Source organism: Paenibacillus wenxiniae (assembly GCF_039822605.1).
GTDB classification, from domain to species: domain Bacteria; phylum Bacillota; class Bacilli; order Paenibacillales; family Paenibacillaceae; genus Saccharibacillus; species Saccharibacillus wenxiniae.
In genome coordinates, this window is sequence record NZ_JBCGUH010000014.1 from 23,827 (window position 1) to 47,019 (window position 23,193).

The window sequence follows — 23,193 nt, forward strand, 5'->3', positions numbered from 1 at the left end:
GCACGATCAATACAGAGCAATACTATCGATCTTCATCGTCTCATCCGTACCGACCAACCCAAAATGATGCGCCCAGTACATCCGAACATCAAACCAAATCGGTATAAACAGCAACAGCAGTATATTCACTCTGGCGCGATTTCTGTCATGGTCCGGTTGACCGATATAGACGAGCATCTCCTGTCGCTCCTCCCGATTGACATAAATAAGCGAGCGTGGAAACCAGCGCCGGAGCAGCTGACGGAGCAGCGCAATCGGCTCTCCTGTTTCATGTAGCCGCAGCAATTGCTCACCCAGCTGTTCCTGTTCATCCCGATTCAGTAGCGCCAGATGCTGCGCGACTTCTGGTCCCAATACACCCTGTTCCAGATCTTGCAGCAAAAAGCGAATTTCGTACTCTCGTCTGGTCATCCCTTCATACATATCCATCTGGGCGAGAAAGTGGATTACGATATCAAATAGTACCGCACGCAGCTCTGCATCTTCTTGCACATCGGGATGAAACCAGTTTTTGAACAATGTCTCAAACCGATAATACGGATTCAGCTCTACCTGCTGCCCAATCTCAGTCGTATTCAATTCATTTAGACTCAGTTCCATATACGGCGAATAACGCTGTGCAGGCACAAAAGTAATCGACGATTCAGGTATGCCTTTTTCCCGCGCACGTATGAGCAAATCCCAAATATAATTCATGTCCACACCCCTTTGCACCGATATTCAGGCAAGCGACGCTGAAGTTCAGCGATCACATATTGAAGCTGATCCTGCTGCAAAAAAGCTGGCAAAGCCTGCGCTTGCTGCTGGCGAAAAGAGAGCGTGAGCAGCGGACGATGCGCATCCGGGCGAATATGATCACCGAGAAACTCATTCCAATCTAACACGTGCGATTCGCTAGATGGCGATAGGGATGCCGATGCAGACGAACTTGTTTCCGTTTGTACATCGACCAGTTCTACACCGCGGGCATGAACAAGCATATGCACGAGTCGTTCCAGTTCTCCGCGCGTCCGTATAGGTAAGGATTGCCGCTCGCCATAATGATGGGCGAACCGATCCGCATACGCATTGTGTAGTAGCGGATAGGGACGGTACACATCGCTCGCTTCATCCGGACGATGAATTTGTAGCACCTGCCAGAAACCGGATCGTTCTTCTGTCGATACAATTGTCATATCGTGTGCTCCACGCTTGATATACCGGATATCTTCAGCAGACGCATCCACTGCATATCCATGTTCTGTACCGTAACGTTGGAGCGTGATCAGATGTTCATAATGAATACGATCCAGCGCAGGCATCGGGAAGCCTGTACTTTTGATCCGCAGTTGCTGTACATTCCATACGGGAATCCAGCCGGGACGCTGATACGATTGAAATTCTTCCATATCGACCGTAATCGATACGATTTGTTCTTCCGGCGTCGGCTGCACTTCCCAGTGCTGCAATAACACATCGACAAATTTATACAAATACGGATGGTAGACCGTTTTCCAGCTCAATCCGCTTAACTGGAAACTAGCATACAGATGTTCCACTTGCGCGGCATAATCGTAAGCCGGGCGTACTAGCGTATGAACGTCATACTGACCGACATTGGTCGTGACAACCGCCCGGAACATCCGTCCGCTACGCGCCAGTCGTTGCACCTGTGTCGTATCCATTTCCAGAAACAATCGACATAAACGCTGTTCAGCTGTTACCGTAGCAGCGCCTTCTGCTGTGCCAGCGGATAGCAACTGACGCATATTCAAATGTTGCTGCTGCACATCTTCCGGTAGTACCGGATATAAAAATGTGCGTGCACTATCCCAGTCTTCCTGTCGGCAGACGGTGCCATAAATATCGTATTGATCGCTAACGGTGCGGCTTTCGTCCAGAACGCGCTGCTCCAGGCGGTTTAGCATTTGCTCTTGATGGTCAACCATGTCGATTAAAAAGTCATTGACGAGTTGACGCATCAGTCGGCGATCATCCAGTTGGGTTAAGCGTTGAATACGGTCATGCATGATGGATTGCAGCTGGCGTTTCATTGAGGAGTGCTCCTTTGGGAATGACATGGGTTGGCGCTGATATGCTGGGGACCGCTCCGGGAAGGGATTGGGAAACGGTCTCAGTGGAGGTACGAGAATCTACGGATTAGGATAAAATGTAGATTCTCGCACCTCCAAAGCAGTAAGATATTTTGCTTTCGCAAAAATCACTTTTCATTGGACCCCGTGTTTGAAGATCACAAACACTAGAAATCGTCCTTTTTCCCAATTCCCTTCCCTCCGCTCCATGCATATGCGCCATATTCAGTTTCCAAAGGCTTGGGGTGGGGCAGCAGTTTTAAGGGCACGGTCAAGGGCTTTGGAAAGATGATTTTTTTGAATTTATTAAAGATTACAGATTAAAGATTACGGATTAGAGAGTTGGATATTGGATCGAAATTTTGAGTTTATCGATTGTTTATTTTGGTTGTTTATTTTGATTGTTTAATGGAAACAGGTCTAAATTTTTTGTGGCTTTCATTTTAGTGAGTTTGGTACTAAAGCTACTCTGCGTGCTATTGGATACAGCTTCTTTTGGTTAGGTTTACGCTTACCTGCGACTTTTCTGATGTGAAATGGGACTGTTTTGATCAATGTAAGGACGAAGGTCTGGATTTGAAGATGTTGTCTCGTTTTCTAGTTTTAGAGATGGTTTTGATGAACTTTTTGGTTTTTGGATGTTTGAATCAGTTGTTTTAGCAATAGGAAGATGATTTTTTTGACTGAGATTGAGACTGTGACTGAGATTGAGACTGTGACTGAGACTGTGACTATTCACTTTATGTTCATTTTATTTTCTTACGAGCCGTTGGCTACGCCGCTGTCGGTGATGCCGGGGGAGTCGGTTGATTGGGACTCGGGAACGGGTTTGGTTGTACCCTGGCTCGTTGCGGTTGTGCCTGTGCCGTTTAGGGTGCCGGTTGTTTCGTTAGCACTTGTAGCTGGTGGTAGCATGTTGTTCATGGCGGCGTTTTGCTGGGCTGCCTGGTTTTGGGCGGCAATGGCGGCTTCGGCGCGTTTGTCCTGTTGTTCCTGGACTTTGCTAATTTTGCGTTCGATAGACAGCACTTTTTCAAGTTTGTCGATATCCTGATAAATGCCCTGTGCATCATCATAAGCGGTGACGGCAAGTTCGTAGTTGCCAGCGTCAAGTGCTTTGTCGCCGCGTTTTTCTTGTTTTTCGGCACGCAGTTCCTGGGTTTGCTGTTGAATTTCGTCCAGCTTCGCCTGCGTGTCGTTCAATTTGGTCGTGACGTCCTTTTGCGCGTCGGTGTAGGCGACCTGTGTTGCCTCTTTATTCGCCTGTTCGTATAACTTTTTGGCGGCACTGTATTCGCCGGACTGGAATTTGAGATCGGCTTGCTGTACGGTTTCGTTGACGCTTTCGAACGCTTGAGTCTGATCCAATCGCTTTTGGATATCGGCTTCGCTGAAGATCGGGTAGTTCTCGGCTTGCTGACGGGCGGCTTTGTAGCTGGTGATTGCTTGATCGTATTCTTTTTGCTTCAAATAGCCATCGCCGTCGACGAGCGATTGGGCGATCTTCATTTTGTCGCTCAGTGTAGCTTTATGCAGGCGGTCGCGAATTTTGATCGCAGCGTTACGCGCTTCACTGTACGATTTAAGCGCTTTTTCATAATCGCCCTGCTGGGTGTATTGATCGCCTGTCTGTTGATATTCGACCAGATTAGCAGCAGCTTCGGCTTTACGTTCGATGCTGCGATACGTCGCCCACCATATGCCGCCACCGAGTACCAAAAATACAAGTGCCGCAATCAGAATGCGGCGAATGATACGCATTTTCTTTTTCGGGTCATCCTGGTATACCTTGTTTATGTAAAGGGCTGCGGCGGTATAGTTGTCATAGTGATACGCCTGTTTGCTCAGCAGCACATCTTCCAGCGTGTCGGCGAATGTCTGCGGGTCCTGTGATTCGGACAGCGCATCGGCAATCTCCGTTTGATCTAGCCCTTTCCACAGCCCTGCTGTCGTTAGCAGCAATACATCGCCGTCCATCATGCGTGTTTTGCGGATAAAAGACATGCCGAATTGCTCCGGTTTGCCGATATATTCCATCAGATTACTGCTTTCCTCATGATGGTACACTTTATCCGGTGCCAGCTTGCCACGATCTGCCATCAGCTGTGCCAGACTTTGATCATGACTTTTCACCAGCAACCGACCGTTGCGCAGATGAAGCAATCTTGCATTACCGCTGGATGCACATACATATTTCGTATAGTCGGTCACGATCACCAGTAGACTTGCTTTCAAACGCATGCGGCGGCTTTCAAATTTGAGCGTTTCATGCGCTTCTTTAAGCCAGCGGCGAATACGCCAGCGTGACAAACTCGGCTTTTCCATAAAATTTTCTAAAATGATCTTCGCCGCCATCTCCGCGCTACGCTGCTGGTCATCTTCATCCAGCCCATCCGCGATCACATAACAGGCGCGATCATCCAGTTCGGTATAGGCAAAATAATCGCGATTATCGAGCAAAGAGCCTGCCTCCGAGACGAAAGCTGTCTTTACATCACTGTTTTCTCTTCTCATTGACTACCTCCCGCTCAGGCCATGCTCCATAATGATCACTGTCGCATTATCCTGGTGCTTCAGCTGTTTTTGTTGAATGCTTTCGATGATCCGATCCGCTGCATCCTGCGGCGTCTGTTCTGCCTTCAAAATCGCTTCCAGCTCCACTTCGGTCAGCGCATCATAAATGCCGTCACTGCACAGCAGCACTTTATCCCCCGGACGCAGCACAAACGGCGTATCGCAAATTTCCATATGATCAAAACCTTCATAACCGAGGTAATTCACCAGCTGTTTACGCTGTGGACTGCTATCTGCTTGCTGACGTGTCATTTCACCGGACAGTACTTTTTGCTGTAAAACGGCTGCGCCGAATGTGTGCATCGAGTTGACCCGAATAAAGCTGCTGTTGCGGAAGATCGTAATGATGCTATCGCCCACAGCGCCCCAGTACAGATGCCGTCCGGTAATGACAACTGCTGCCAGTGTCGTACCACCGTGATTACCTTTAAGTTGCTGCACAATCTCACGGTTGCTGGCAAATGCCGCTTCCTCCATATAATCCGGAATCTGGCGATATTCTTTTACCTGCTCATAATCTTGCATAAACGTAGTCACTGCCAGCGTGCTAGCCATCCGGCCATGATCGAGACCGCTGATCCCATCTGCGAGTACAGCTAATGTTCCAACCGATGTCGTCTGACTGGCAAAATAATCATCCTGCTCTGGACGTGTACCTATCGTCTGACCGTTACCGATCTGCACGCGATCCATCGGCAAGCCCGTATCGTTCACATAGAGCGATATGCCTGTCGTTTGTAGCACCAGCCGCTGACGCAGCCACAGTAATCCAGCCAGAATGGCGCAAGCACAAACAAACACAATATAAGGTGTTGCCATTGCACTCATAAGCTAGCCCTCCTATTCAGCAACGAGAGCGTTATTTTCCCATTCAAAATGGGCGCCGCATAGCGGAATGAAAATAAACTTACTGTGACCGAGCTGTAACACATCATACGGATTCAGCTCTACCGGCGAATATACCGCTTCATTGTTATGATAGGCGAGACCGGAAGCGTCACCTGGAAGCAGGTAGAAATTGCGCTTTTTCGGATCGTATACGATTACCGCATGGTTGCGACGAGAGATGGCATTATCGCCAATAATACGGATATGCATTTCTTCCGAACGTCCGATAAAATTCTTTTCCGCCATAATCCGGTAATCTTGACCGAGCTGTGGACCTTCAATACAGACGAGCCAACCGGTAACCGGATGAATACCGACGGTTTCGCCCAGATAAGGCATCGTCTTCTCCTCTTCCTCGTGAATGCGAATCGCTGGGCGCGCTCCACCCGTTCCGGTTTCCATCGCGACGACGGTGTTGCAATACGGGCAAGTGCTACCATGTCTTCTTGTGCTGAACATATGGCCATTGGGGCATCTTGTTAAACTCATCGTTGTCATCTCCCAGTCTCAATTTACGAGCAATCTTGTGTTCGCAATATATAAAACATCCCCTGGTCCAATCGGATAAGGACGCCCAATTTCGATTTTATTGGATTTGTTCTCGGTTGCCGGACGAATGCCTGTTCCGTTGCTCGAATCGGCATCTTCCACATACCAGAGACCATTCACACAATTCAACACAGCATGCTGGCTGCTGACGAGTGACGCATAATCGCTGCCAGACAGATCGATATCGACCCGGTTGTGGCGCGTATTTTTGCCGATTAACATGCTCGTTTCGCCGATAATATCCCAGCCTTTGATGCGTTCGCCAAATTCATCAATGAGAATAATTTCGCGGATCGGTTCATAGACCGCTACCTCATGCTTGTCTTTGACCCAGCGATCATAAATAAACCAGCCGATCGCTGTCATGACCATCAGTACAACAAGTATTCGGAGTACAATCGAAGGCGTCGTAAACACGTAGATCAGTGTCGCTACCGACAGGAGAGCAATAGCAATATCGACACTCCATAATGCTGTAGTTCTCTCGGATTTCATATATGTACAACCTCCATTGCAAGACGGATTTTCATGGACGCGGCCCAAAATATCGGTCAAAGATTGTTGACGTGTCCAGTGGATTTTTGCTTGTTTTGCGATCGGTGTCTTCTTTTTTCTGTCCATTCGCGTTAAAGCCAAAAAAGCGTTCAAACTGCGCCTGTACATTGCGCGGATCGAAGTCGGGACGTGCCATTGTACCGGAACGTTCGTGACTAGCCGTAGTTGTGTTAGACTGACGCGATTCTGAAGTCTTACTTTGTAGTGACTCATCATATCGCTTGCGACTCTGTTCATCACCCAGTGTTTCATAGGCTTGCTGAATCTGCTTAAATCGCTGTTCTGCTGCGGCACTTCCCTGATTGCGATCAGGATGATATTGCTTAGCTAATTTGCGGTACGCCTGCTTAATTTGCGCGGCATCTGCCTGTGGCGTGATACCGAGTATGTGATACCAATTGCTGATCGAATTGCTCATGGGCGACTCACCTTCTTTGCACTGGAGTAGAGGATAGAGCCGCGCAGCTGCACGGCTCCTTTGTACCGATTATTAGCTAGAATAACCGCCCTCGATTTTGGCAAGCTCGGTTTTGTCTTTCTTTTGCTTGATAAATAGACTGAACTGACCGACGCCTTCTACATCACCAAAACGCTCGTTGTAATCGACAACAAAGGCGTTCGGGAAATAGATTTTGCGCACGACTTGATCAGCGGAAATGACTTCCAGTGTCACTTTACGATAGCAGTCTGCTTTTTCAGCAGGCACGAGTGACCAGGTTGCCAGCTTCATCGTGTCGTCGGCTTTGTCACCATCGGTAGCGGTCAAAATTTTACCAGTGATCCGCAGTGTGGAACCTACATCGGTAGAGCGTGCGTTGGAATCATCCGGTGTATCCGTGTCATATACGACTGTTTGGATGTTATCCAGACCAAGCTCGATTGTTTCTGCGCCTTCTACTTTGAGTGTGAAACCCATTTGTGTTCCTCCTTGGAATAAGTACTTTTTTATTTTTTATGTAAAGGAACAGAGCCTGTGGAGCCGTTCCCAACATACCTTGCCGCTGTACATAAAGCCCGGTGACGACGGGGAGATTACACTTCAGGTAGCGGCTGTTCTGGCAACTGTTATCCATTGCACTAGAACGTTCAGCTTTCTTTCTATTTTTGTCGTCAGCTCGTTGTTATCATCATTTTTATCATAATGAGTTATGTACAGTACGGTCGGCATTCCCTTTTCCATCGGTTCAAAGGAAACGGGGTACAGCAGGTGGCAGGGAAGCCAGACGATCATCCGTCCTAACGTTGCGGCGTTCCCTGCCGGTACTTCCTTCTGCTGTGTGCCAGACCAGCTGCCGCTTTACGCGCGAGCAGCGCTAGTTGCTTTCGTAATCGTAACTTCCAGATTTTTCACATTGCCGTTAAACATCAGATCGATATTGCACAGATTATTCTTTTCATCGATCAGGTAGTTGAGATCGTCGCCATCTTGTACGATCGAATTGACCGAACCTTTGGCGCCGAGCCAGCGGCTTTTTTGACTGCTTGGATTGTTGCTAAAAAACTTAACGATATTTTCGTATTTGAAATCGCTCGTCTGGAAACGCAAAATGCGTTCTACATACGTGCTAACTAGCGTTTTGTAAATGGAATCGAACCCATCTTCCGACATTGCCAGACTTCTTGCTTTGTATACGGTAATACGGCGAATGTCTTTGCCGAGCAGCTGCGCATTTTCCGACGAAAATACAAAGCCGAAATTTTTGCGGTTAATCGAATCTTTGATGCTATTCGTAAAGCCGGTAATTTCTTTCGCCATCGTCGTGACGAAACGCAGGCTGTTATCGCCGGATTCGATATCGAAACGCACGCCTGGTGCATCACGCTGCACCTGCTTGAAATGCTCTTTCAAATATTCCGGGCACTGATAAGCCGCCGTCAAACCAGCAGCCACATAAGCGGCACCGACATAAACGCCCTCGATCCACAGCTTCAAAATATCTTCTTTCTCACGTGACAGTTCAACACCCGACTCGGTACGCATCATACGACTATCGATAATCACACCGGATTTGTCTTTTGGAATGATCGTAAAGTTCGGCAGACACGGAATCGCAAATTCACTGTAATCCTGACGCAGCAGCGGTGTGCATTTGTCGATAAAGTTGTCGATGCCGGATGTAGCGACATGGTTAAATGTCGTTTCTTCACCGGATTCAAAGTTAAAGAATAGCTGCACTTTGTAATTTTTAACGATTTGCAATAGCATCGATAGCGATTCGAGCGTATTGCCATCCTGACGCAGCGATTTCTCGGTGCCTTTGAAACGAGCGCGGCTAACACGCACATTGTTGGATGTTTCCAGCTCGATCGACGGCACAATGCCAAACCAGACCGTATCGGTAAAATCATTTTTAGAGTTAACAGTATTCAAATACGTTTCCAGACGCGGCGCATGGGTACTTTTCACCAGCAGATCCAGCTTGGTGTTCGTAACGAGCAGCGTTGGTGCCATCCCGCGATTTTTTGTGGCATACTGGTCGAAGAACATTTTCACACCGAGCAGTTTCTCTACCAGTGGCTTGACCGCTTTTACAAATTCATCCTTTGCGGTTTTGTAAAATTCCAGATACGTATTGTAATTTTGCACTTCCAGCTCGGTGTCAACTTCTGTGTTGACCGCAGGCAGCGGACAGAATGTACGCACGACCAGATCTTTCACATACATCGATGGTGTCTCGCTCACACTTTCATAATCTTCTTCAAACACAGCAATCAGTTCGTTCGTGCTATTGTCGTCCAGGAGCATCAGCTCCGTCGTATCTGCTTTCGGTGCTTCTACGATTTGCAGTTCACCGCCATCGCCAATCTTCAGCATACCGATGCGGAACTCCTCTGCTTGCTGATCATCCTGTGAACCGCCTAGCAGCAGGCGTGTTTTGATGTCTTCAATCGCTAGCGGCAACATCGCCATCACGTTATTGTAGTTCAGGCTCGCTTCCTCGAACATTTGATTGAGCTTATCGCCCATTTCTAGCTTCTTAGGATCGCCTTCGTCCAATCCATCATACTGACCGTACATGTAATGAATTTCTTTACGCACCTGACGAATGTCATCCATTACCTTTTTCGGTGAGATCATATCGAGTAGATTTTCGAATTTGAAATCTACATTCGTAATCCCCTGACTGCGTTTCGTATCGATGAGCGTAAATAGCATTTTCAGAAAATCATTATTTTGATCGATCCGAATCTCAGAAATGCAATCATCGGCAATGCCTTCCGGTTTTTTCAATGTGTACACGACCTTTTGATTCGCCGCATTAAAAAACGAATATACAGTCGGGGTGAAACGATTCAAAAATTCATCAAAGCTACGCACTAATAGATGCTGATTAATTTCCCTAATTTTATCATCACTTAAACTGTCGATTCCGCGAACGTCTCCTACGAGTGTGATTAAATCAAGCTTTTCCGGGTTAATCTCCTCAAAGAGCATCGTACGGTTGGTCTGGTTAATAATATCCACCGCTATTCCTCCCCTTCTCACCTGCATGCTATGTATAAACGGTCATACACGGAGTTGCAAAATTAAATGTGTACATTACGGATAACTTGCTGTATGTGCAGCTTTATTATCATTTGCTATCGTTTGCGTTTGCTTACCTCCGAGTTACAAAACACATCATACAATATGGACAGGGTTACTTGTCAATTTTTTGAATTTCGTCTTTTTTATAGGAAACGAGCACTAGGAAATGTTGCGAACTCTTGTCGAAGCGTTTCAATTTAGTCCTGTTTTGTCCTATTTATACCGAAATTCTGTAATAATAGTTCTAATTCTCAAATTTTCAACCTGAAAATGTAAAATTATTGTCATATCTTCTTAAACAGACTATAGACCTAAATTGGGAAAGTATGTTCGTGTTTTAATTTGGATGATTATGTAGTTCATTAAGGCGCTAAAGCTTTCTGCCACGCGTCGATTTATAAAATTAAATAAATTATTTTTAGGTATCAACTTCGTTTACTTTTATCTCATTACTTTCTTACAAAATTTCACCGAAACTTTTGGACTATTTTTATGTCCACTCTATACCCTGTTAAAAATAGTTCTATTTTTAGATAAGTCACTGCTTATGTCCATTTTTCCATGTCAGTAATCAACAATTTTTTACATAAACAAGAGACCAAATGTCGTCGCATGTACATGATTGCGCATGTCTGTAACTGAAGCAGATCATCGCTTGAGCGGAATCCAGTTTGGATGGATCGACAAAAAAACCACATCAAGATGATGTGGTTTTTGCATGTGAAGCTTATTTAGCATGTGAAGCTTATTTAGCATGTGAAACTTATTTAGCATCTGAAGCTTGATTGGCAGGTAGAGCTTGAAACTATGTCAGGCCTATTCATTTTAATGAATATTGTGCTGCTTCCGATTCGCTTTGCTTCCCGTTAGCCGTTTCGCTGGATGGGCCGATCTCATCTTGCAGTAGTTGTACAGCAGAGCTTGCTCGCTGTCTTTTTCTTTTGCGCGTGAGTACCAAATTCCGCTTCCAGAAACGTTCAGCCTGCATCGCAATTTTGAACCATTTTAATGAAGCACAGCGCTTATCTGCCGACACCGCCAGCCCCCAGTGAATGACTCGTGCCATAATAGGCGAAGCGACTCCATTCGTACCCAGCTTCTCCAATGTATCGTTAAACAGACGTTTGGGTACGTCGACCGGTGCCTGACCACGACAACAGAAGTAAAACGTTGCCGCCAGACTGTAAATATCTGAAACCGGTCCTTGCACAGAACGACCGGAATAAAATTCAATCGGCGAATACCCGGCTGTCGTCAAAATAGGATGCGTTCGTTGCTCATATCGCACCGCCGACCCAAAATCTAGCAGTAATGTTCGTCCGTCTTCTGTTAACATAATATTGCTTGGCTTCACATCGCGATGAATGTAACCAAGATGATGTATGTATTGAAGCGCATCGATAATTGGAAACAAACGTCGTTTCAAAAATCCGGCATCCAGTTCATGCGGATGCTCACGAACATAATGATCTAATGTCATGCCCCGATAATATTGCAACACCAGATATGCCGTACCATGCTGCTCAAATTCCGATTCATAGCGAACGATGCCCGGATGATTCACCTTGCTCAATATTTCTCCTTCCTGTCGGAAGGTCTGCATCATATCAGCAAATTTAGATTGCAAATGACTGCCATTGCATTCCACGGTACATCGATCTCGACTACGTCTTGCAAGTGCGGACGGGAAAAACTCTTTAATCACATGCAATGTTCCATGCTCCATATGTCTTGCCACATAAATGATCGACAGCTCGCTGACCGATAACGTCCGGCGGATCTGATATGTACTGGCAAGTTTCTCGTTGCGGGGAAGGGTCTGCCTGTTCACCGGTTTGCTCATCATTTCCACCTCACTTATCGCGGTTTACAGCATTGGGTACTGCGGACCGGCAAAAATATAGGGCTATACATGTAAGAAGCGGTCGGCAAAATTGCCGGTGGCTTACAAAGATAGGTACAGCCGTTGTTACAGCCATTCTAGCATAAAATGAAACACTTGTAATTGCATTTGATACAAACTACAACTATTTATGAAAATAATTGTAGTTTGCATCGCAAATATGCGGAATTCCCATCCTTTTCAAAAAGAAAACGTTAATTATGAACGAGTTTGCGAGGATGGTGTATCGCCCCAGTCACTCTCGCGCATAATACGAATTGCACTTTCAGCGATAGCGGACACACGTGTATCCGGGTCACGCTCCATCGCGATCTGTAACAACGGTTCAAACTCCGGCCAACCGATAAAGCTGGTCGCAAAAATCGCCGACTGACGCACCCGTGCATCCCCATCACGCATATACTGTTTGAATGTATCCACGATCTCCGGCTGAGCTTCATCAAAATAAGCCGCAATACCGAGGCGGCAAATCGCATCAATTTTGTCCTCTGCATGTTCGGCTTCACGGCAATACTGTTGAATCGTTCCAATATCTTCTGTCACACGGAGCATATTGAGCAGCCAGGCACTCTGTGCAGATAAAGGCCCATGTAATACGATATAAGGTAAACTGGTGGCACGATCAACGACCACATAGATCATCGTTAGTCCGTCGTTCATCACAAACGAATAATACTCGTCTACTTCCTGCCCCTTTTGCTGATCGTGCACAGGCACTATCGAGAGACTTTCTTCACTCGATAATCGATCCACGATATGTTGTGCTGTCCATTGTCGACGTGTACATAATCGAATCTGGTTCTGATTCTGGTTCATACGGCGTGCTCCTCCTTCACTGGCGTGGAATCGGTGTACATGCATAGTCTGAACGCTCCGGCATCTGCATAAAACTATCGATGATTAGCAATCTCCTCTGCATCGTTCGGCATTAATGACCGGTATAAACAGAAGGATAATCCATTGCTAAATAACCAATATTTGTAATTTAATATTCTTTTCCATTATACCTTTCCTATGCCCGTATATGCCAGCATATTAGAAAGTTAAAGCTACTGGTTTCAATAATATATGGTGCTATAGCATGGTAGTTTTGAATATAGCACGGTGATTTCGGACTTACTGGATCATTGAACGAGCGTTTAGCGATTAAAGATAGTGGAGCGGTCGTTGAAAAATATACATGTGCGTCGACTGAATAATCGTTATAACACTACGCACCGATCGGTATAAAAAGAGCCATTTCAAACAAAATCCCTGCCATCATGATCATGGACAGGGATTTTAGATTTTGTAAGTTTACATTTTCTTTGATCATTTCTTTTACTATGGTTCTGGCTATTCTTTTAACATTCTTCATGTAATTTCTATACTAGTCATCCATTTATAGTACACAGTCACATTGGCAGTATGACGGAAAGTTCAGCCTATCATTAACGTACCGTATGCGGATTCGCTTTCCATTTTGCAGGTGTAGCTTCATTGGCCTGTTGTTCACGCTCGCCATAGACTGGCGGTTTGATCATCATCGCAATCAAGAACGAGATCAGACATAAAATACCAATCACGATAAAGGTTGGCTTGAAGCCGCCCATCCAGGCAGCGATGAATGCACCAGCCAGTGCACCGATACCAAAACCTTGATAGATCACGCCATAGTTTTTACCATGATTTTTCAGACCGAAGAAATCACTCACAATGGCTGGGAATACGGTAATATTACCGCCAAAGCAAAACGCAATCGCTGCTACAGCTGCAAAGAAGATACCAAATGTTAATGGCACAAAGCTTAATACTGCTACTGCGATCGCAGTGACCAGGAATGTACCGCATAACACTTTGAGTCGTCCCACTTTATCCGATAGCGCACCCAGAATGATACGACCAACCGTGTTGAAAATCGCGATCATCGCTACGGCATTCGCTGCTGTGGCTAGATCAAGCCCTGCCAGCTGGACACCGATATCTTTGACGATACCGATTAAATACAGACCGCTCATACAAGCGGTGAAGAACATAATGAACAGCAGATACGCTTGTTTTGTTTTGAGCATTTGTTTAACGGTATAGTTATGGACTATAGCAGCGGTCGTCGGTGCTGCACCATTTCGTGCTGGCTGATCCGTGCCGTTAAGTGCTGCTTCCGTAGCGGATGTATTTACTTTAGCCGTGTTCATTGCTGGCGCTTCACTTACGACAGCTTCCTTGATCAACCGTGAACCAACCACGATCATCAGCAACACGATCACACCCCAGTATAGAAATGCCATCGATACGCCAACCGAACCGATCAGCGAGCCATTAATATATTTGAACAGCAGACTGCCTGTACCATACGCACCAACCGAAATACCGGAGATCAGACCTTTACGCTCTGGAAACCATTTGATCAGGTTAGACAGCGATGTCATATATGCTGTACCATCGGCAAAACCGACGACGACGCCTGCGAGCAAATACAGAAGCGGCAGTGAAGATACTTGTGAACTCATCATCAAGCCGAGTCCAAGCACGATACCGGCTGTCCCAATCAGGCGACGAATGCCCCATTTTTCCTGTAATTTTCCCGAAAATAACGTTGCAAAAGCGAGCGCAAAGCTTGTAATGGAGAAAGTAATCGCTACCGAGCTAAGCTGCCAGCCAAATTTATCAACGAGCGGCTGGTTAAACAGGCTCCATGTATAAATCGTTCCCAGTCCCATCTGTACAATAATCGTGCCGAGAACGATCAGCCAGCGATTAACCGCAGGTGCCTCCGCTCCCGAACGTGTGGTGGATGTGTGAGCAGATAATGTTTTCATAATGGACGTTCCTTTCCGTCATAACTGCAATGTGTAATGGATTTGAGGAGAATTCTCTATGGACCTAGTATACCCTCGTCGTCTTTGCAGCATAACGGAAATGGAATGAGATGCTTTATGTCGGAATGAAATGCATTTATATGTGCATGAGTTGCCGAAATTCTTTCACTTTACTGCGACTGACCGGCACTTCATCATTCAGATCATGTAAGCGCAGCAAATACGTGCTGTTAAACCACGGAACGATCTCACGAATTTTGCTCACATTGACAATATAAGAACGATGGCAACGGAAAAAATAATCATCCGGCAACAACGCCTGAAAATCTGTAATGCTCGCATGTACAGTATAACGATCTCGCCGTGTGAACACTTCGGTTACCTTTTCACTTGCCGAAGCATAATAGACATCATCTACGGAAACAACATGAATATTGTCGTTTTTCCACAGACTCAGTTTGCCCTGTAGCGCTGGTGTAGGCATGCCTGCGGATGGACGGACAAAAGCACGGCTACTGCCTACCGAATGATGCTCCTCCTGTGGCAAAGCAACTTTCGCTGCTGCCGCAGCAGTTACCGATGACGAAACGACACGATCAGACTGGGCATGATCACGTGCATAGGTGGCCTCCAGCTTATGCAGCATGGAAGTGATACGTGATTCGCTGTAGGGCTTCAGTATATAGTCGAATGCTTCAATCTCGAACGCTTCTGCTGCATGTTCCTTGTAGGCGGTTATAAAAATAATATACGGCTTGCGGGAAAACTTGCTAATATTGTGCGCCAGCAACACCCCATCCAGTGAAGGAATATTAATATCGAGAAAGATCGCATCAATCTCATGATCCTGCACATAACGGAGCACATCCAGCCCATCTTCGAAGCTGCCTGTTATTTCGATATCACTATACGTTTGAATATAGTATTCTAACTCCTGTCTCGCCAGAAATTCATCTTCTACCACGATCGCTTTCATGATGCCGAACGCTCCTTTTTAATGTGGAACCGGATTCGTGTTCCCTTGTCCAGTCTTTCAATCTGTAGTCCTTCTCCATAAATCAGCTTTACGCGCTGATGCACATTGGATAGACCGATTCGATTTTCTGGCATACTGCCAGCATACACTTTGTGAATCACGTCTGGATCGATGCCCATTCCGGTATCTTCGATACTGATTTCTACCGCATCGATTCGATCCTTCACTGCCAGTGTGACGGTACCGGAACCGCGCCCTTTTAAAATGCCATGTACAATCGCATTTTCAACGAGCGGCTGGATGATCAGGCTCGGCATGTTCACCTCGACTTCGTCGATATCGTAAATCACATTCAATTTGTTGCCAAAGCGCGCTTTTTCAATCTCGACATAATTTACGACCTGACCTAGCTCTTTGTTAATATCGATCAGTTCATCGCTCCACTCCAGACTGTGACGTAAATAACCGGATAGGTTGATAATCATCTCGCGCGCATTGTCTGGATTCATCCGAATGGATGACGCAATTGCGTTTAAAGCATTAAATAAAAAATGGGGATTAATGCTCGTTTGTAGCGCTTTGATCTCGGCTTTGTTCGCCATTTCTTTCATCTGCTCAATGCGCGATACTTCCATTAATGTTGAGATAATTTGTGATAGACCGACAGCTAGCGTTTGTAAGGAATAGGTGATTTTGTGAGCGTTACGATAGTAAATTTTGAGCGTACCGGTGACGATGCCTTTTTCTTGCAGCGGGATGATGATCAATGATTGAATATTCGGAACCTTGCCTTCTGCATCATCATTAATCAATACAATTTCGCCGCTCGAAATCGCCTGCTTGGTCGCATCGGTAATAATTTCATGACCGATATTGTAACGTTCCTCACCCAGTCCGACATAAGCGAGAATATAGCGCTTATCGGTAATCGCTACCGCATCGGCTTGAATGTCCTGACGGATAATGGTACATATTTTGCGTAATGAATCGCTGTTAATGGAGCGAAAATAAGGCAATGTCTTATTCGCAATATCGAGCGCCAGTTTCGCCTGGCGTGCAGCGATATTTTCCCGTTCTCCTTCTACGCCCTGCACAAATAGTACGATCAAGCCAACGCCGACCTGTCCTAGAATCATCGGCATCCCAATGATCGATACAATCTCTTTTCCTAGCGCATACGGATGCGACATAAGCAAAATAAGCACCATCGTAAGCGCTTCGCACACCATACCAGCAGCGATACCGACGATCCAGCGCCGACGGCTGCTCACCCGGTTGTGAATATAGCCGGATACGATCCCGGCTGTAATACTCGTAATCAGGCACGGTACCGAGGTGACACCGCCAATATCGATCAGATAGCGATGCGCGCCTGACACGATACCTGTAATCAAGCCGACCGGCCAACCAAACAAAATCCCGCCCGATACAATGGCGATAATCCGCACATTCACAAGCGAGCCTTCCACATTAATCCCTGTATAGGTGCCCAAAATGGCAAAGCCACTAAAAATGACCGACAATATAATACGATCTTTCGTATCCAATACTTCCTTCTGAAAAATCTGCCGAAAATGCGGAAGCTTGCTGAGTAAAAATAAACAAATTAGCAGCAATGCCGCACGTTCCAACAGCTGTAATAAAATAATCGGTGTTACATAGCTAGTCACATTCATACTCCTCCAGCAGCCTCAGTCTTATTCCAACGTACATCTCTCTATTATAAACAAACCGAAAGTTATAATCATGCCCAAATTCAATAAAACAGGGATCGCAATTCAACTAGACGTGACTATCGTGTGAACAGCCGTAACAAAAGTATGCTTTTTATGCTCCTTTAAGATTGGTTTAACGAATCATTCATATGGCTGTTCTACAATCAGCTTTATATCTATGACACATCAAGAGAGGCAGGAAGCATAATGAACCTGACGCGAAGATTCATCCCCCGGCAGCTTTCATGGGATAACGCATATGCCGAAGCTACAGTTCCGACTGTGATATATGCTGCCTCCCCTATAATTCACTGGGCAGATCATACACTCCATTCATTCACCAATTGCATTTATACATTTCGTCACACACACCATCATGAATCAGCATCAGCATCAGCATCAGCATCAGCATCAGCATCAGCATCAGCATCAGCATCAGCATCAGCATCAGCATCAGCATCAAGGTCATTATCCGACTCCGATTCGGCTTCTGTCTACACCGGATCATATGATGCTGAATTGGTCGCAGAACCTGTCTCTGCATGGATACTAAACCGCCTGCTAGATCATGCAGCAAGTCTGCTTGGACTGACACTGCTTGAACTGAAGCAGTATTTGCAAGATGGCGACCACATCATTCATATTGCTGAACATCAAGGCATCGCAGCCGAGCAATTTCGCGAGCTGTTATGTCATAACATAAGCTTAACCCTGAAGGAAGAGTATTCCTCCGGTAAAATTACACAATGGCAATATGATGAATATATGCTGGCATTGGAGCAGCAGTTGGAAGTTGTGCTGGTTTTGTAGATTGTCTGTGATGAGGACAGTGAGGGGATAAGTATATGTAATCGTTGAGATTATTGTTTGATTGGTCAGCCATCCGAAAAGGATGGCTTTTTTTATTGTGGGTGGGGATATGAAGGGTTGATATTTGGGCTTGTGCGCAAACTGTTTTGCTGGAGCAGACACCACTCCGGCAAGGAATAAGGGGACGGACTCCTGTCTCGCACAGGAATCTGCCGATTAGGAGTACATTGTAGATTCCCGTGCTCGGAAGAGGTAAGATATTTTGCTTTGCAAAAACCACTTTTTCATTGAACCGCGTGTTAGGAAACCACTAACACTGTAAATCGTCCTTTCCCCTTATTTCCTTCCCGCAGTGAAGGGCTGCTGTACGCATACGAATCTGAGTACACTATCTAATATACCTATTCTAATCTTCACTTCCCAATGGAGAGTGATGCCGGATTTCAATCCACACTCTCGCACGGAGAGTGACGACGGACTTCTATACCCAAAATCAGCCGATTTGGCAATTTCAATCCATACTCTCGCACGGAGAGTGACATGTATACGTTTTGATGGTTCATCCTAATGCTGAAAATTTCAATCCACACTCTCGCACGGAGAGTGACCTGGACCGGTATTGTCAGTGCAGCAGCTGGTGTATCATTTCAATCCACACTCTCGCACGGAGAGTGACTAACGTACCTGCTTTTATCGAAAAAAGCGCAGATTTCTTGATTTCAATCCACACTCTCGCACGGAGAGTGACATTCGTATACGTATTCCGTTTGCGCAAGTTGCGTATTTCAATCCACACTCTCGCACGGAGAGTGACGCGGCTAACTCGTTAATGCGACTTATGGGCGATGGGACAATTTCAATCCACACTCTCGCACGGAGAGTGACGATGCCACCTGTGCCACCAGGAACGGCTAATCAATTTCAATCCACACTCTCGCACGGAGAGTGACCAGTGACGGCCCAGTCATGTGCAGCCGGGCTTCCTATTTCAATCCACACTCTCGCACGGAGAGTGACGTTAATATAATCGCCGCTATAGCTCCGCCAACCGCAATATTTCAATCCACACTCTCGCACGGAGAGTGACAATGAGTAATGTCAAAGCGGTTATGGCTCCAGATATTTCAATCCACACTCTCGCACGGAGAGTGACATATGCTGCAATGGATTATACCGGTTATTGGTACGCTGAATTTCAATCCACACTCTCGCACGGAGAGTGACTGGATCTGGACGCACTGCAAGAGCAATACAATGTATTTCAATCCACACTCTCGCACGGAGAGTGACGAGAACATCGGTATCCTGCACCAGACTACGATTACATTTCAATCCACACTCTCGCACGGAGAGTGACTCTTCGTGGCTACGTTTACCAATAAAGCCGCCAAGATTTCAATCCACACTCTCGCGCGGAGAGTGACGTCCACAAGGACACGATCAAGTACTGGGAGGAAAAATTTCAATCCACACTCTCGCGCGGAGAGTGACGCACTGCGAGCTTGAGATCTGTGAGGTTAGCACCAAATTTCAATCCACACTCTCGCGCGGAGAGTGACTGTAGAGCTTCAAACCCATTGCTATGCCAAGAAAAAATCAGACAAAAACGCGAACCTCTTTTTTAGCCTACTGTAAAAAGGGGAAAAATACAATAAAATCGCTGAAATCCCTTACCACGTAAGGAGCGCGAACCTCCCAGGGTTTTTATGTGAGCTTATGGTTCGCGCTGAGCATAAGATACAAGTAGTGCCATTTCTCTACAATCATCCAAACAACACAAAAAAGACATCGGATCACGATCCAATGCCTCTTTGTATCATCATTCATCCTATCACTTAGCATGATCTTTACATCATACGATCAATCGATCAACTCGCCTTGAAACACCTGCTGTCTTGCCAAATATTCGCGCAACAATTCATACTCTGGCGAAGTCCAGAAAAACTCATGGTTCACTAATCGTGCAGCATCGTCACGAGCGATCTCCAGCACTTCAAAATCACTCACCATATCGGCAATTTTAAACTCGGGCAAGCCACTCTGACGTGTCCCGAAAAATTCACCCGGTCCGCGCAGTTCCAGATCACGGCGAGAAACTTCAAATCCATCGTCGGTCTCGGTCATGGCACGCATACGCTCCTGTCCCATCTCCGACTTCGGATCGGCCACAAGAATACAGAACGATTCATGCTCACCCCGTCCTACCCGTCCGCGCAGCTGATGGAGCTGAGATAGTCCAAAACGATCCGCATCCATCACGATCATAAGCGTGGCATTGGGCACGTCCACACCAACTTCAACGACCGTCGTCGATACGAGCAACTGAATTTCATTCGTATAAAAGGCTCGCATCGTTTCTTCCTTCTCTGCCGCATTCATACGACCATGCAATAAACCGACATTCATATCCGGCAAAGCCTGATCCATTTGCACATACAGATCAATCGCATTTTGCACATCCAGCTTATCCGATTCCTCAATCAGCGGACAGATCACATATACCTGTCTACCCTGTTTAATTTCACGCGAAATGAAGCCCATGACTCGATCCATCATATTATGCTTTACCCAATACGTGGTAATCGGTTTACGTCCCTTTGGACGCTCGGCAATTGTAGACACATCCATATCGCCAAAAGCTGTAATCGCCAATGTACGCGGAATTGGCGTTGCCGTCATCGTCAGCACATCCGGGTCAAAACCTTTACGCCGCAAAATACTGCGCTGGTTCACCCCGAAGCGATGCTGCTCATCCGTCACCACAAAACCAAGACTGCGGAAAAAGACATCTTCCTGAATTAGCGCATGCGTACCGACGATAATATCGGTCATGCCCATTTGCAGCGAAGCGAGCAAGTCTTTACGTTTACGTCCAGTCACGCTGCTCGTCAGCATTTCCACCGTAATATCGAATGGCTCAAATAATTTTTTCAGCGACCGCACATGCTGTTCGGCTAGAATCTCCGTTGGTACCATCAACGCACCCTGATGACCGGATTTCACCGTCGCATACAGACCAATCGCTGCGACTACCGTTTTACCGGAGCCTACATCCCCTTGCAGCAAGCGATTCATGCTATATGGAGAACGCATATCTTTGAGAATATCCAGTTCGACCTGTTTTTGAGCATCAGTCAGCTCAAACGGCAAGCTGCGTACAAATTCACGAATGGTCGCATTATCGGCTGTATGCACGATACCTGTTTTACGTTTACGGTTCATGCTGCGATAAGCTTGCAATTTCAACTGAAATAGAAATAGCTCCTCATACACCATCCGTCGCCGTGCCTGTTTTCCCTCACCCACATCTTCAGGCTGATGGATTTGCCGAATCGCCTGCTTACGCGACATCAGCTTGTAACGCTGCATCAGTTCCTGCGGCAGCACTTCTGGAATCATCTCACCATATTGCTCCAGCGCCTGATGGATCATTTTGCGAATCCAGCCCTGTGTAATTTTGCCGCCGATCGAGTAGACCGGTTGCAAACTACCGCTGCGCTGCGTCCCTTTATCGGGAAACTCCGAATCGGTAACTGTCATCTGCGCACGTCGCTGATCCCATTTACCTGTCAAAATAATATCGCGCCCGGTCGTCAACTGATCTTTGAGAAAATGGCGATTAAACCAGGTCGCCTTCACCATCCAATTATCTATCATTACATTGCACGTTAAACGTGATTTTTTGCCATAGCGCTGTAATACCGGCAGGCCGACAATCTTGCCTTCGACGGTAATTTTGTCGCCGTCCTTCACATCCTGAAGTGCCCGTAAACGATAATCTTCGTACCGAAACGGAAAATACTCCAGCAAATCAAGTACGGTAGAGATGCCAAAGGCGTGAAGCTCCCCTTCCTTGGAAGCACTCACGCCGTTGACCTGCCGAACGCCAATCTGATCCAGATTGATATTCATTGTTCATCCCTCTTCTATTCCTCATCCGGCCAGGCATATACGGCAATCGTCCCTGCGCCCGTATGCGTACCGATCACAGGACCGATCTCCGAATAGACCACGTCCACGATCTCATAATGCTCCCGTAGCAGCTGTAGCATCGGTTCGCATGATTCACGATTCGCCGTATGTCCCAGCGCCAGATGGATTTTGCGTGCAGTCAGCTTCTCGCGCATCATTTGGGCGATGCGCGCCATCGCTTTTTTCTGCCCGCGTATTTTTTCAACCGGATAAATGACACCCTGTTCATCGATCGATAATATCGGTTTCACATTCAGGAGCGTACCGAGCGTCGCCGATGCGCGTCCGATCCGTCCACCTTTACGTAAATATTCCAGATCATCCACAAGAAAATAAAGCGCTCGCTTCGCCAGTATATGCTTCACACCCGCTTCAATCTCGGCTACCGATGCCCCCTGACGGGCAAGACGTGCAGCATGAACGACTGCCAGACCATAGCCATACGAGGCGGAGAGCGAATCGATCACTGTAATACGATCCGCTTGCTCGACCATCGAGCGTCCGATCGTAGCCGACTGATACGTTCCACTCAGACCGGAAGACAGATGGATCGATACAATCTCTCGATCTGGATATTGTTCCAGCAGACGCGTATACATCGCCTCATAATCAGCAGGTGACGGTTGCGAGGTAGTCGGCAACTGCGATACCGTAGCCAGTCGCTCGTAAAAGGCTGCTGATGTCATATCTATACCATCAGCATAGGAATCCTGTCCAAAAAACAGTCGTAGTGGAATGATCTGAATGTCATACTCCTTAATTAGCTCCGCCGGAATATCGGCGGTGCTCTCGGTTACAATAATCGGATGGGCCATCCTGGTTCCTCCTCTATGAGACGACTACGGCTACGAT

Annotated in this window: 18 protein-coding genes and 1 CRISPR repeat array; of the genes, 1 reads left to right on the forward strand and 17 read right to left on the reverse strand. The window is 46.6% G+C overall.

Going from position 1 to position 23,193, the window contains the following annotated elements; translation table 11 throughout:
- Positions 1 to 6: 6 nt before the first annotated feature.
- From AAHF22_RS19175 to AAHF22_RS19245, 15 genes are all read right to left on the reverse strand, one after another.
- Positions 7 to 696, reverse strand: coding sequence for an iron-dependent peroxidase (locus AAHF22_RS19175; protein WP_347326627.1), 690 nt, complete (start codon positions 694 to 696; stop codon positions 7 to 9).
- Positions 693 to 2,033, reverse strand: coding sequence for a hypothetical protein (locus tag AAHF22_RS19180; RefSeq protein ID WP_347326628.1), 1,341 nt, complete (start codon positions 2,031 to 2,033; stop codon positions 693 to 695). The genes AAHF22_RS19175 and AAHF22_RS19180 overlap by 4 nt, the downstream gene beginning before the upstream one ends.
- A 798-nt stretch (positions 2,034 to 2,831) precedes the next feature.
- Entirely contained in the window at positions 2,832 to 4,586 is a 1,755-nt protein-coding gene (locus tag AAHF22_RS19185) for a serine/threonine protein phosphatase (protein WP_347326629.1), read from the reverse strand.
- 3 nt (positions 4,587 to 4,589) lie between these two features.
- The gene (locus AAHF22_RS19190) at positions 4,590 to 5,474 is read right to left on the reverse strand and encodes a PP2C family protein-serine/threonine phosphatase (RefSeq protein WP_347326630.1); all 885 of its coding nucleotides are present in this window, start codon (positions 5,472 to 5,474) and stop codon (positions 4,590 to 4,592) included.
- Between the two features lie 12 nt (positions 5,475 to 5,486).
- Entirely contained in the window at positions 5,487 to 6,023 is a 537-nt protein-coding gene (locus tag AAHF22_RS19195) for an FHA domain-containing protein (RefSeq protein ID WP_347326631.1), read from the reverse strand.
- Between the two features lie 18 nt (positions 6,024 to 6,041).
- Positions 6,042 to 6,578 (reverse strand): FHA domain-containing protein, encoded by a 537-nt coding sequence (locus tag AAHF22_RS19200; RefSeq protein ID WP_347326632.1) that lies wholly within the window; start codon positions 6,576 to 6,578, stop codon positions 6,042 to 6,044.
- Positions 6,579 to 6,609: 31 nt separating this feature from the next.
- Entirely contained in the window at positions 6,610 to 7,056 is a 447-nt protein-coding gene (locus AAHF22_RS19205; RefSeq protein WP_347326633.1) for a J domain-containing protein, read from the reverse strand.
- A 72-nt stretch (positions 7,057 to 7,128) separates the two neighbouring features.
- The gene (locus AAHF22_RS19210; RefSeq protein ID WP_347326634.1) at positions 7,129 to 7,554 is read right to left on the reverse strand and encodes a membrane-associated protease 1; all 426 of its coding nucleotides are present in this window, start codon (positions 7,552 to 7,554) and stop codon (positions 7,129 to 7,131) included.
- A 381-nt stretch (positions 7,555 to 7,935) separates the two neighbouring features.
- Complete coding sequence (locus AAHF22_RS19215) at positions 7,936 to 10,131, reverse strand: transcriptional regulator (protein WP_347326635.1); 2,196 nt, start codon at positions 10,129 to 10,131, stop codon at positions 7,936 to 7,938.
- 856 nt (positions 10,132 to 10,987) lie between these two features.
- Entirely contained in the window at positions 10,988 to 12,010 is a 1,023-nt protein-coding gene (locus AAHF22_RS19220; protein WP_347326636.1) for a serine/threonine protein kinase, read from the reverse strand.
- Positions 12,011 to 12,268: 258 nt separating this feature from the next.
- Positions 12,269 to 12,886 carry a HEAT repeat domain-containing protein gene (locus tag AAHF22_RS19225; RefSeq protein WP_347326637.1) on the reverse strand — a complete coding sequence of 206 codons (618 nt, stop codon included), beginning with the start codon at positions 12,884 to 12,886 and terminating at the stop codon, positions 12,269 to 12,271.
- Between the two features lie 614 nt (positions 12,887 to 13,500).
- The gene (locus AAHF22_RS19230) at positions 13,501 to 14,868 is read right to left on the reverse strand and encodes an L-lactate MFS transporter (protein ID WP_347326638.1); all 1,368 of its coding nucleotides are present in this window, start codon (positions 14,866 to 14,868) and stop codon (positions 13,501 to 13,503) included.
- 136 nt (positions 14,869 to 15,004) lie between these two features.
- Positions 15,005 to 15,844 (reverse strand): LytR/AlgR family response regulator transcription factor, encoded by an 840-nt coding sequence (locus AAHF22_RS19235; RefSeq protein WP_347326639.1) that lies wholly within the window; start codon positions 15,842 to 15,844, stop codon positions 15,005 to 15,007.
- The gene (locus AAHF22_RS19240; RefSeq protein WP_347326640.1) at positions 15,841 to 17,514 is read right to left on the reverse strand and encodes a LytS/YhcK type 5TM receptor domain-containing protein; all 1,674 of its coding nucleotides are present in this window, start codon (positions 17,512 to 17,514) and stop codon (positions 15,841 to 15,843) included. The genes AAHF22_RS19235 and AAHF22_RS19240 overlap by 4 nt, the downstream gene beginning before the upstream one ends.
- Positions 17,515 to 17,896: 382 nt before the next feature.
- Entirely contained in the window at positions 17,897 to 18,028 is a 132-nt protein-coding gene (locus tag AAHF22_RS19245) for a hypothetical protein (protein ID WP_347326641.1), read from the reverse strand.
- 50 nt (positions 18,029 to 18,078) lie between these two features.
- Here AAHF22_RS19245 and AAHF22_RS19250 point away from each other — a divergent pair, with 50 nt between their 5' ends.
- Positions 18,079 to 18,369, forward strand: a complete 291-nt coding sequence (locus tag AAHF22_RS19250; protein ID WP_347326642.1) for a hypothetical protein — start codon at positions 18,079 to 18,081, stop codon at positions 18,367 to 18,369.
- A 440-nt stretch (positions 18,370 to 18,809) separates the two neighbouring features.
- A CRISPR array of direct repeats spans positions 18,810 to 19,928; the repeat unit is 32 nt; unit sequence ATTTCAATCCACACTCTCGCACGGAGAGTGAC.
- Between the two features lie 301 nt (positions 19,929 to 20,229).
- On the opposite strand, the gene recG is transcribed toward AAHF22_RS19250, so the two are convergent.
- Entirely contained in the window at positions 20,230 to 22,281 is a 2,052-nt protein-coding gene (gene recG, locus AAHF22_RS19255) for an ATP-dependent DNA helicase RecG (RefSeq protein ID WP_347326643.1), read from the reverse strand.
- 14 nt (positions 22,282 to 22,295) lie between these two features.
- The gene (locus AAHF22_RS19260) at positions 22,296 to 23,156 is read right to left on the reverse strand and encodes a DegV family protein (RefSeq protein ID WP_347326644.1); all 861 of its coding nucleotides are present in this window, start codon (positions 23,154 to 23,156) and stop codon (positions 22,296 to 22,298) included.
- Positions 23,157 to 23,193 lie beyond the last annotated feature (37 nt).

Bases quoted from the DNA above. Each gene is read 5' to 3' on its own strand.
- AAHF22_RS19175 (WP_347326627.1), bottom strand. From the start codon at position 696: ATGAATTATATTTGGGATTTGCTCATACGTGCGCGGGAAAAAGGCATA.
- AAHF22_RS19180 (WP_347326628.1), bottom strand. From the start codon at position 2,033: ATGAAACGCCAGCTGCAATCCATCATGCATGACCGTATTCAACGCTTA.
- AAHF22_RS19185 (WP_347326629.1), bottom strand. From the start codon at position 4,586: ATGAGAAGAGAAAACAGTGATGTAAAGACAGCTTTCGTCTCGGAGGCA.
- AAHF22_RS19190 (WP_347326630.1), bottom strand. From the start codon at position 5,474: ATGAGTGCAATGGCAACACCTTATATTGTGTTTGTTTGTGCTTGCGCC.
- AAHF22_RS19195 (WP_347326631.1), bottom strand. From the start codon at position 6,023: ATGAGTTTAACAAGATGCCCCAATGGCCATATGTTCAGCACAAGAAGA.
- AAHF22_RS19200 (WP_347326632.1), bottom strand. From the start codon at position 6,578: ATGAAATCCGAGAGAACTACAGCATTATGGAGTGTCGATATTGCTATT.
- AAHF22_RS19205 (WP_347326633.1), bottom strand. From the start codon at position 7,056: ATGAGCAATTCGATCAGCAATTGGTATCACATACTCGGTATCACGCCA.
- AAHF22_RS19210 (WP_347326634.1), bottom strand. From the start codon at position 7,554: ATGGGTTTCACACTCAAAGTAGAAGGCGCAGAAACAATCGAGCTTGGT.
- AAHF22_RS19215 (WP_347326635.1), bottom strand. From the start codon at position 10,131: ATGCAGGTGAGAAGGGGAGGAATAGCGGTGGATATTATTAACCAGACC.
- AAHF22_RS19220 (WP_347326636.1), bottom strand. From the start codon at position 12,010: ATGAGCAAACCGGTGAACAGGCAGACCCTTCCCCGCAACGAGAAACTT.
- AAHF22_RS19225 (WP_347326637.1), bottom strand. From the start codon at position 12,886: ATGAACCAGAATCAGAACCAGATTCGATTATGTACACGTCGACAATGG.
- AAHF22_RS19230 (WP_347326638.1), bottom strand. From the start codon at position 14,868: ATGAAAACATTATCTGCTCACACATCCACCACACGTTCGGGAGCGGAG.
- AAHF22_RS19235 (WP_347326639.1), bottom strand. From the start codon at position 15,844: ATGAAAGCGATCGTGGTAGAAGATGAATTTCTGGCGAGACAGGAGTTA.
- AAHF22_RS19245 (WP_347326641.1), bottom strand. From the start codon at position 18,028: ATGACCTTGATGCTGATGCTGATGCTGATGCTGATGCTGATGCTGATG.
- recG (WP_347326643.1), bottom strand. From the start codon at position 22,281: ATGAATATCAATCTGGATCAGATTGGCGTTCGGCAGGTCAACGGCGTG.
- AAHF22_RS19260 (WP_347326644.1), bottom strand. From the start codon at position 23,156: ATGGCCCATCCGATTATTGTAACCGAGAGCACCGCCGATATTCCGGCG.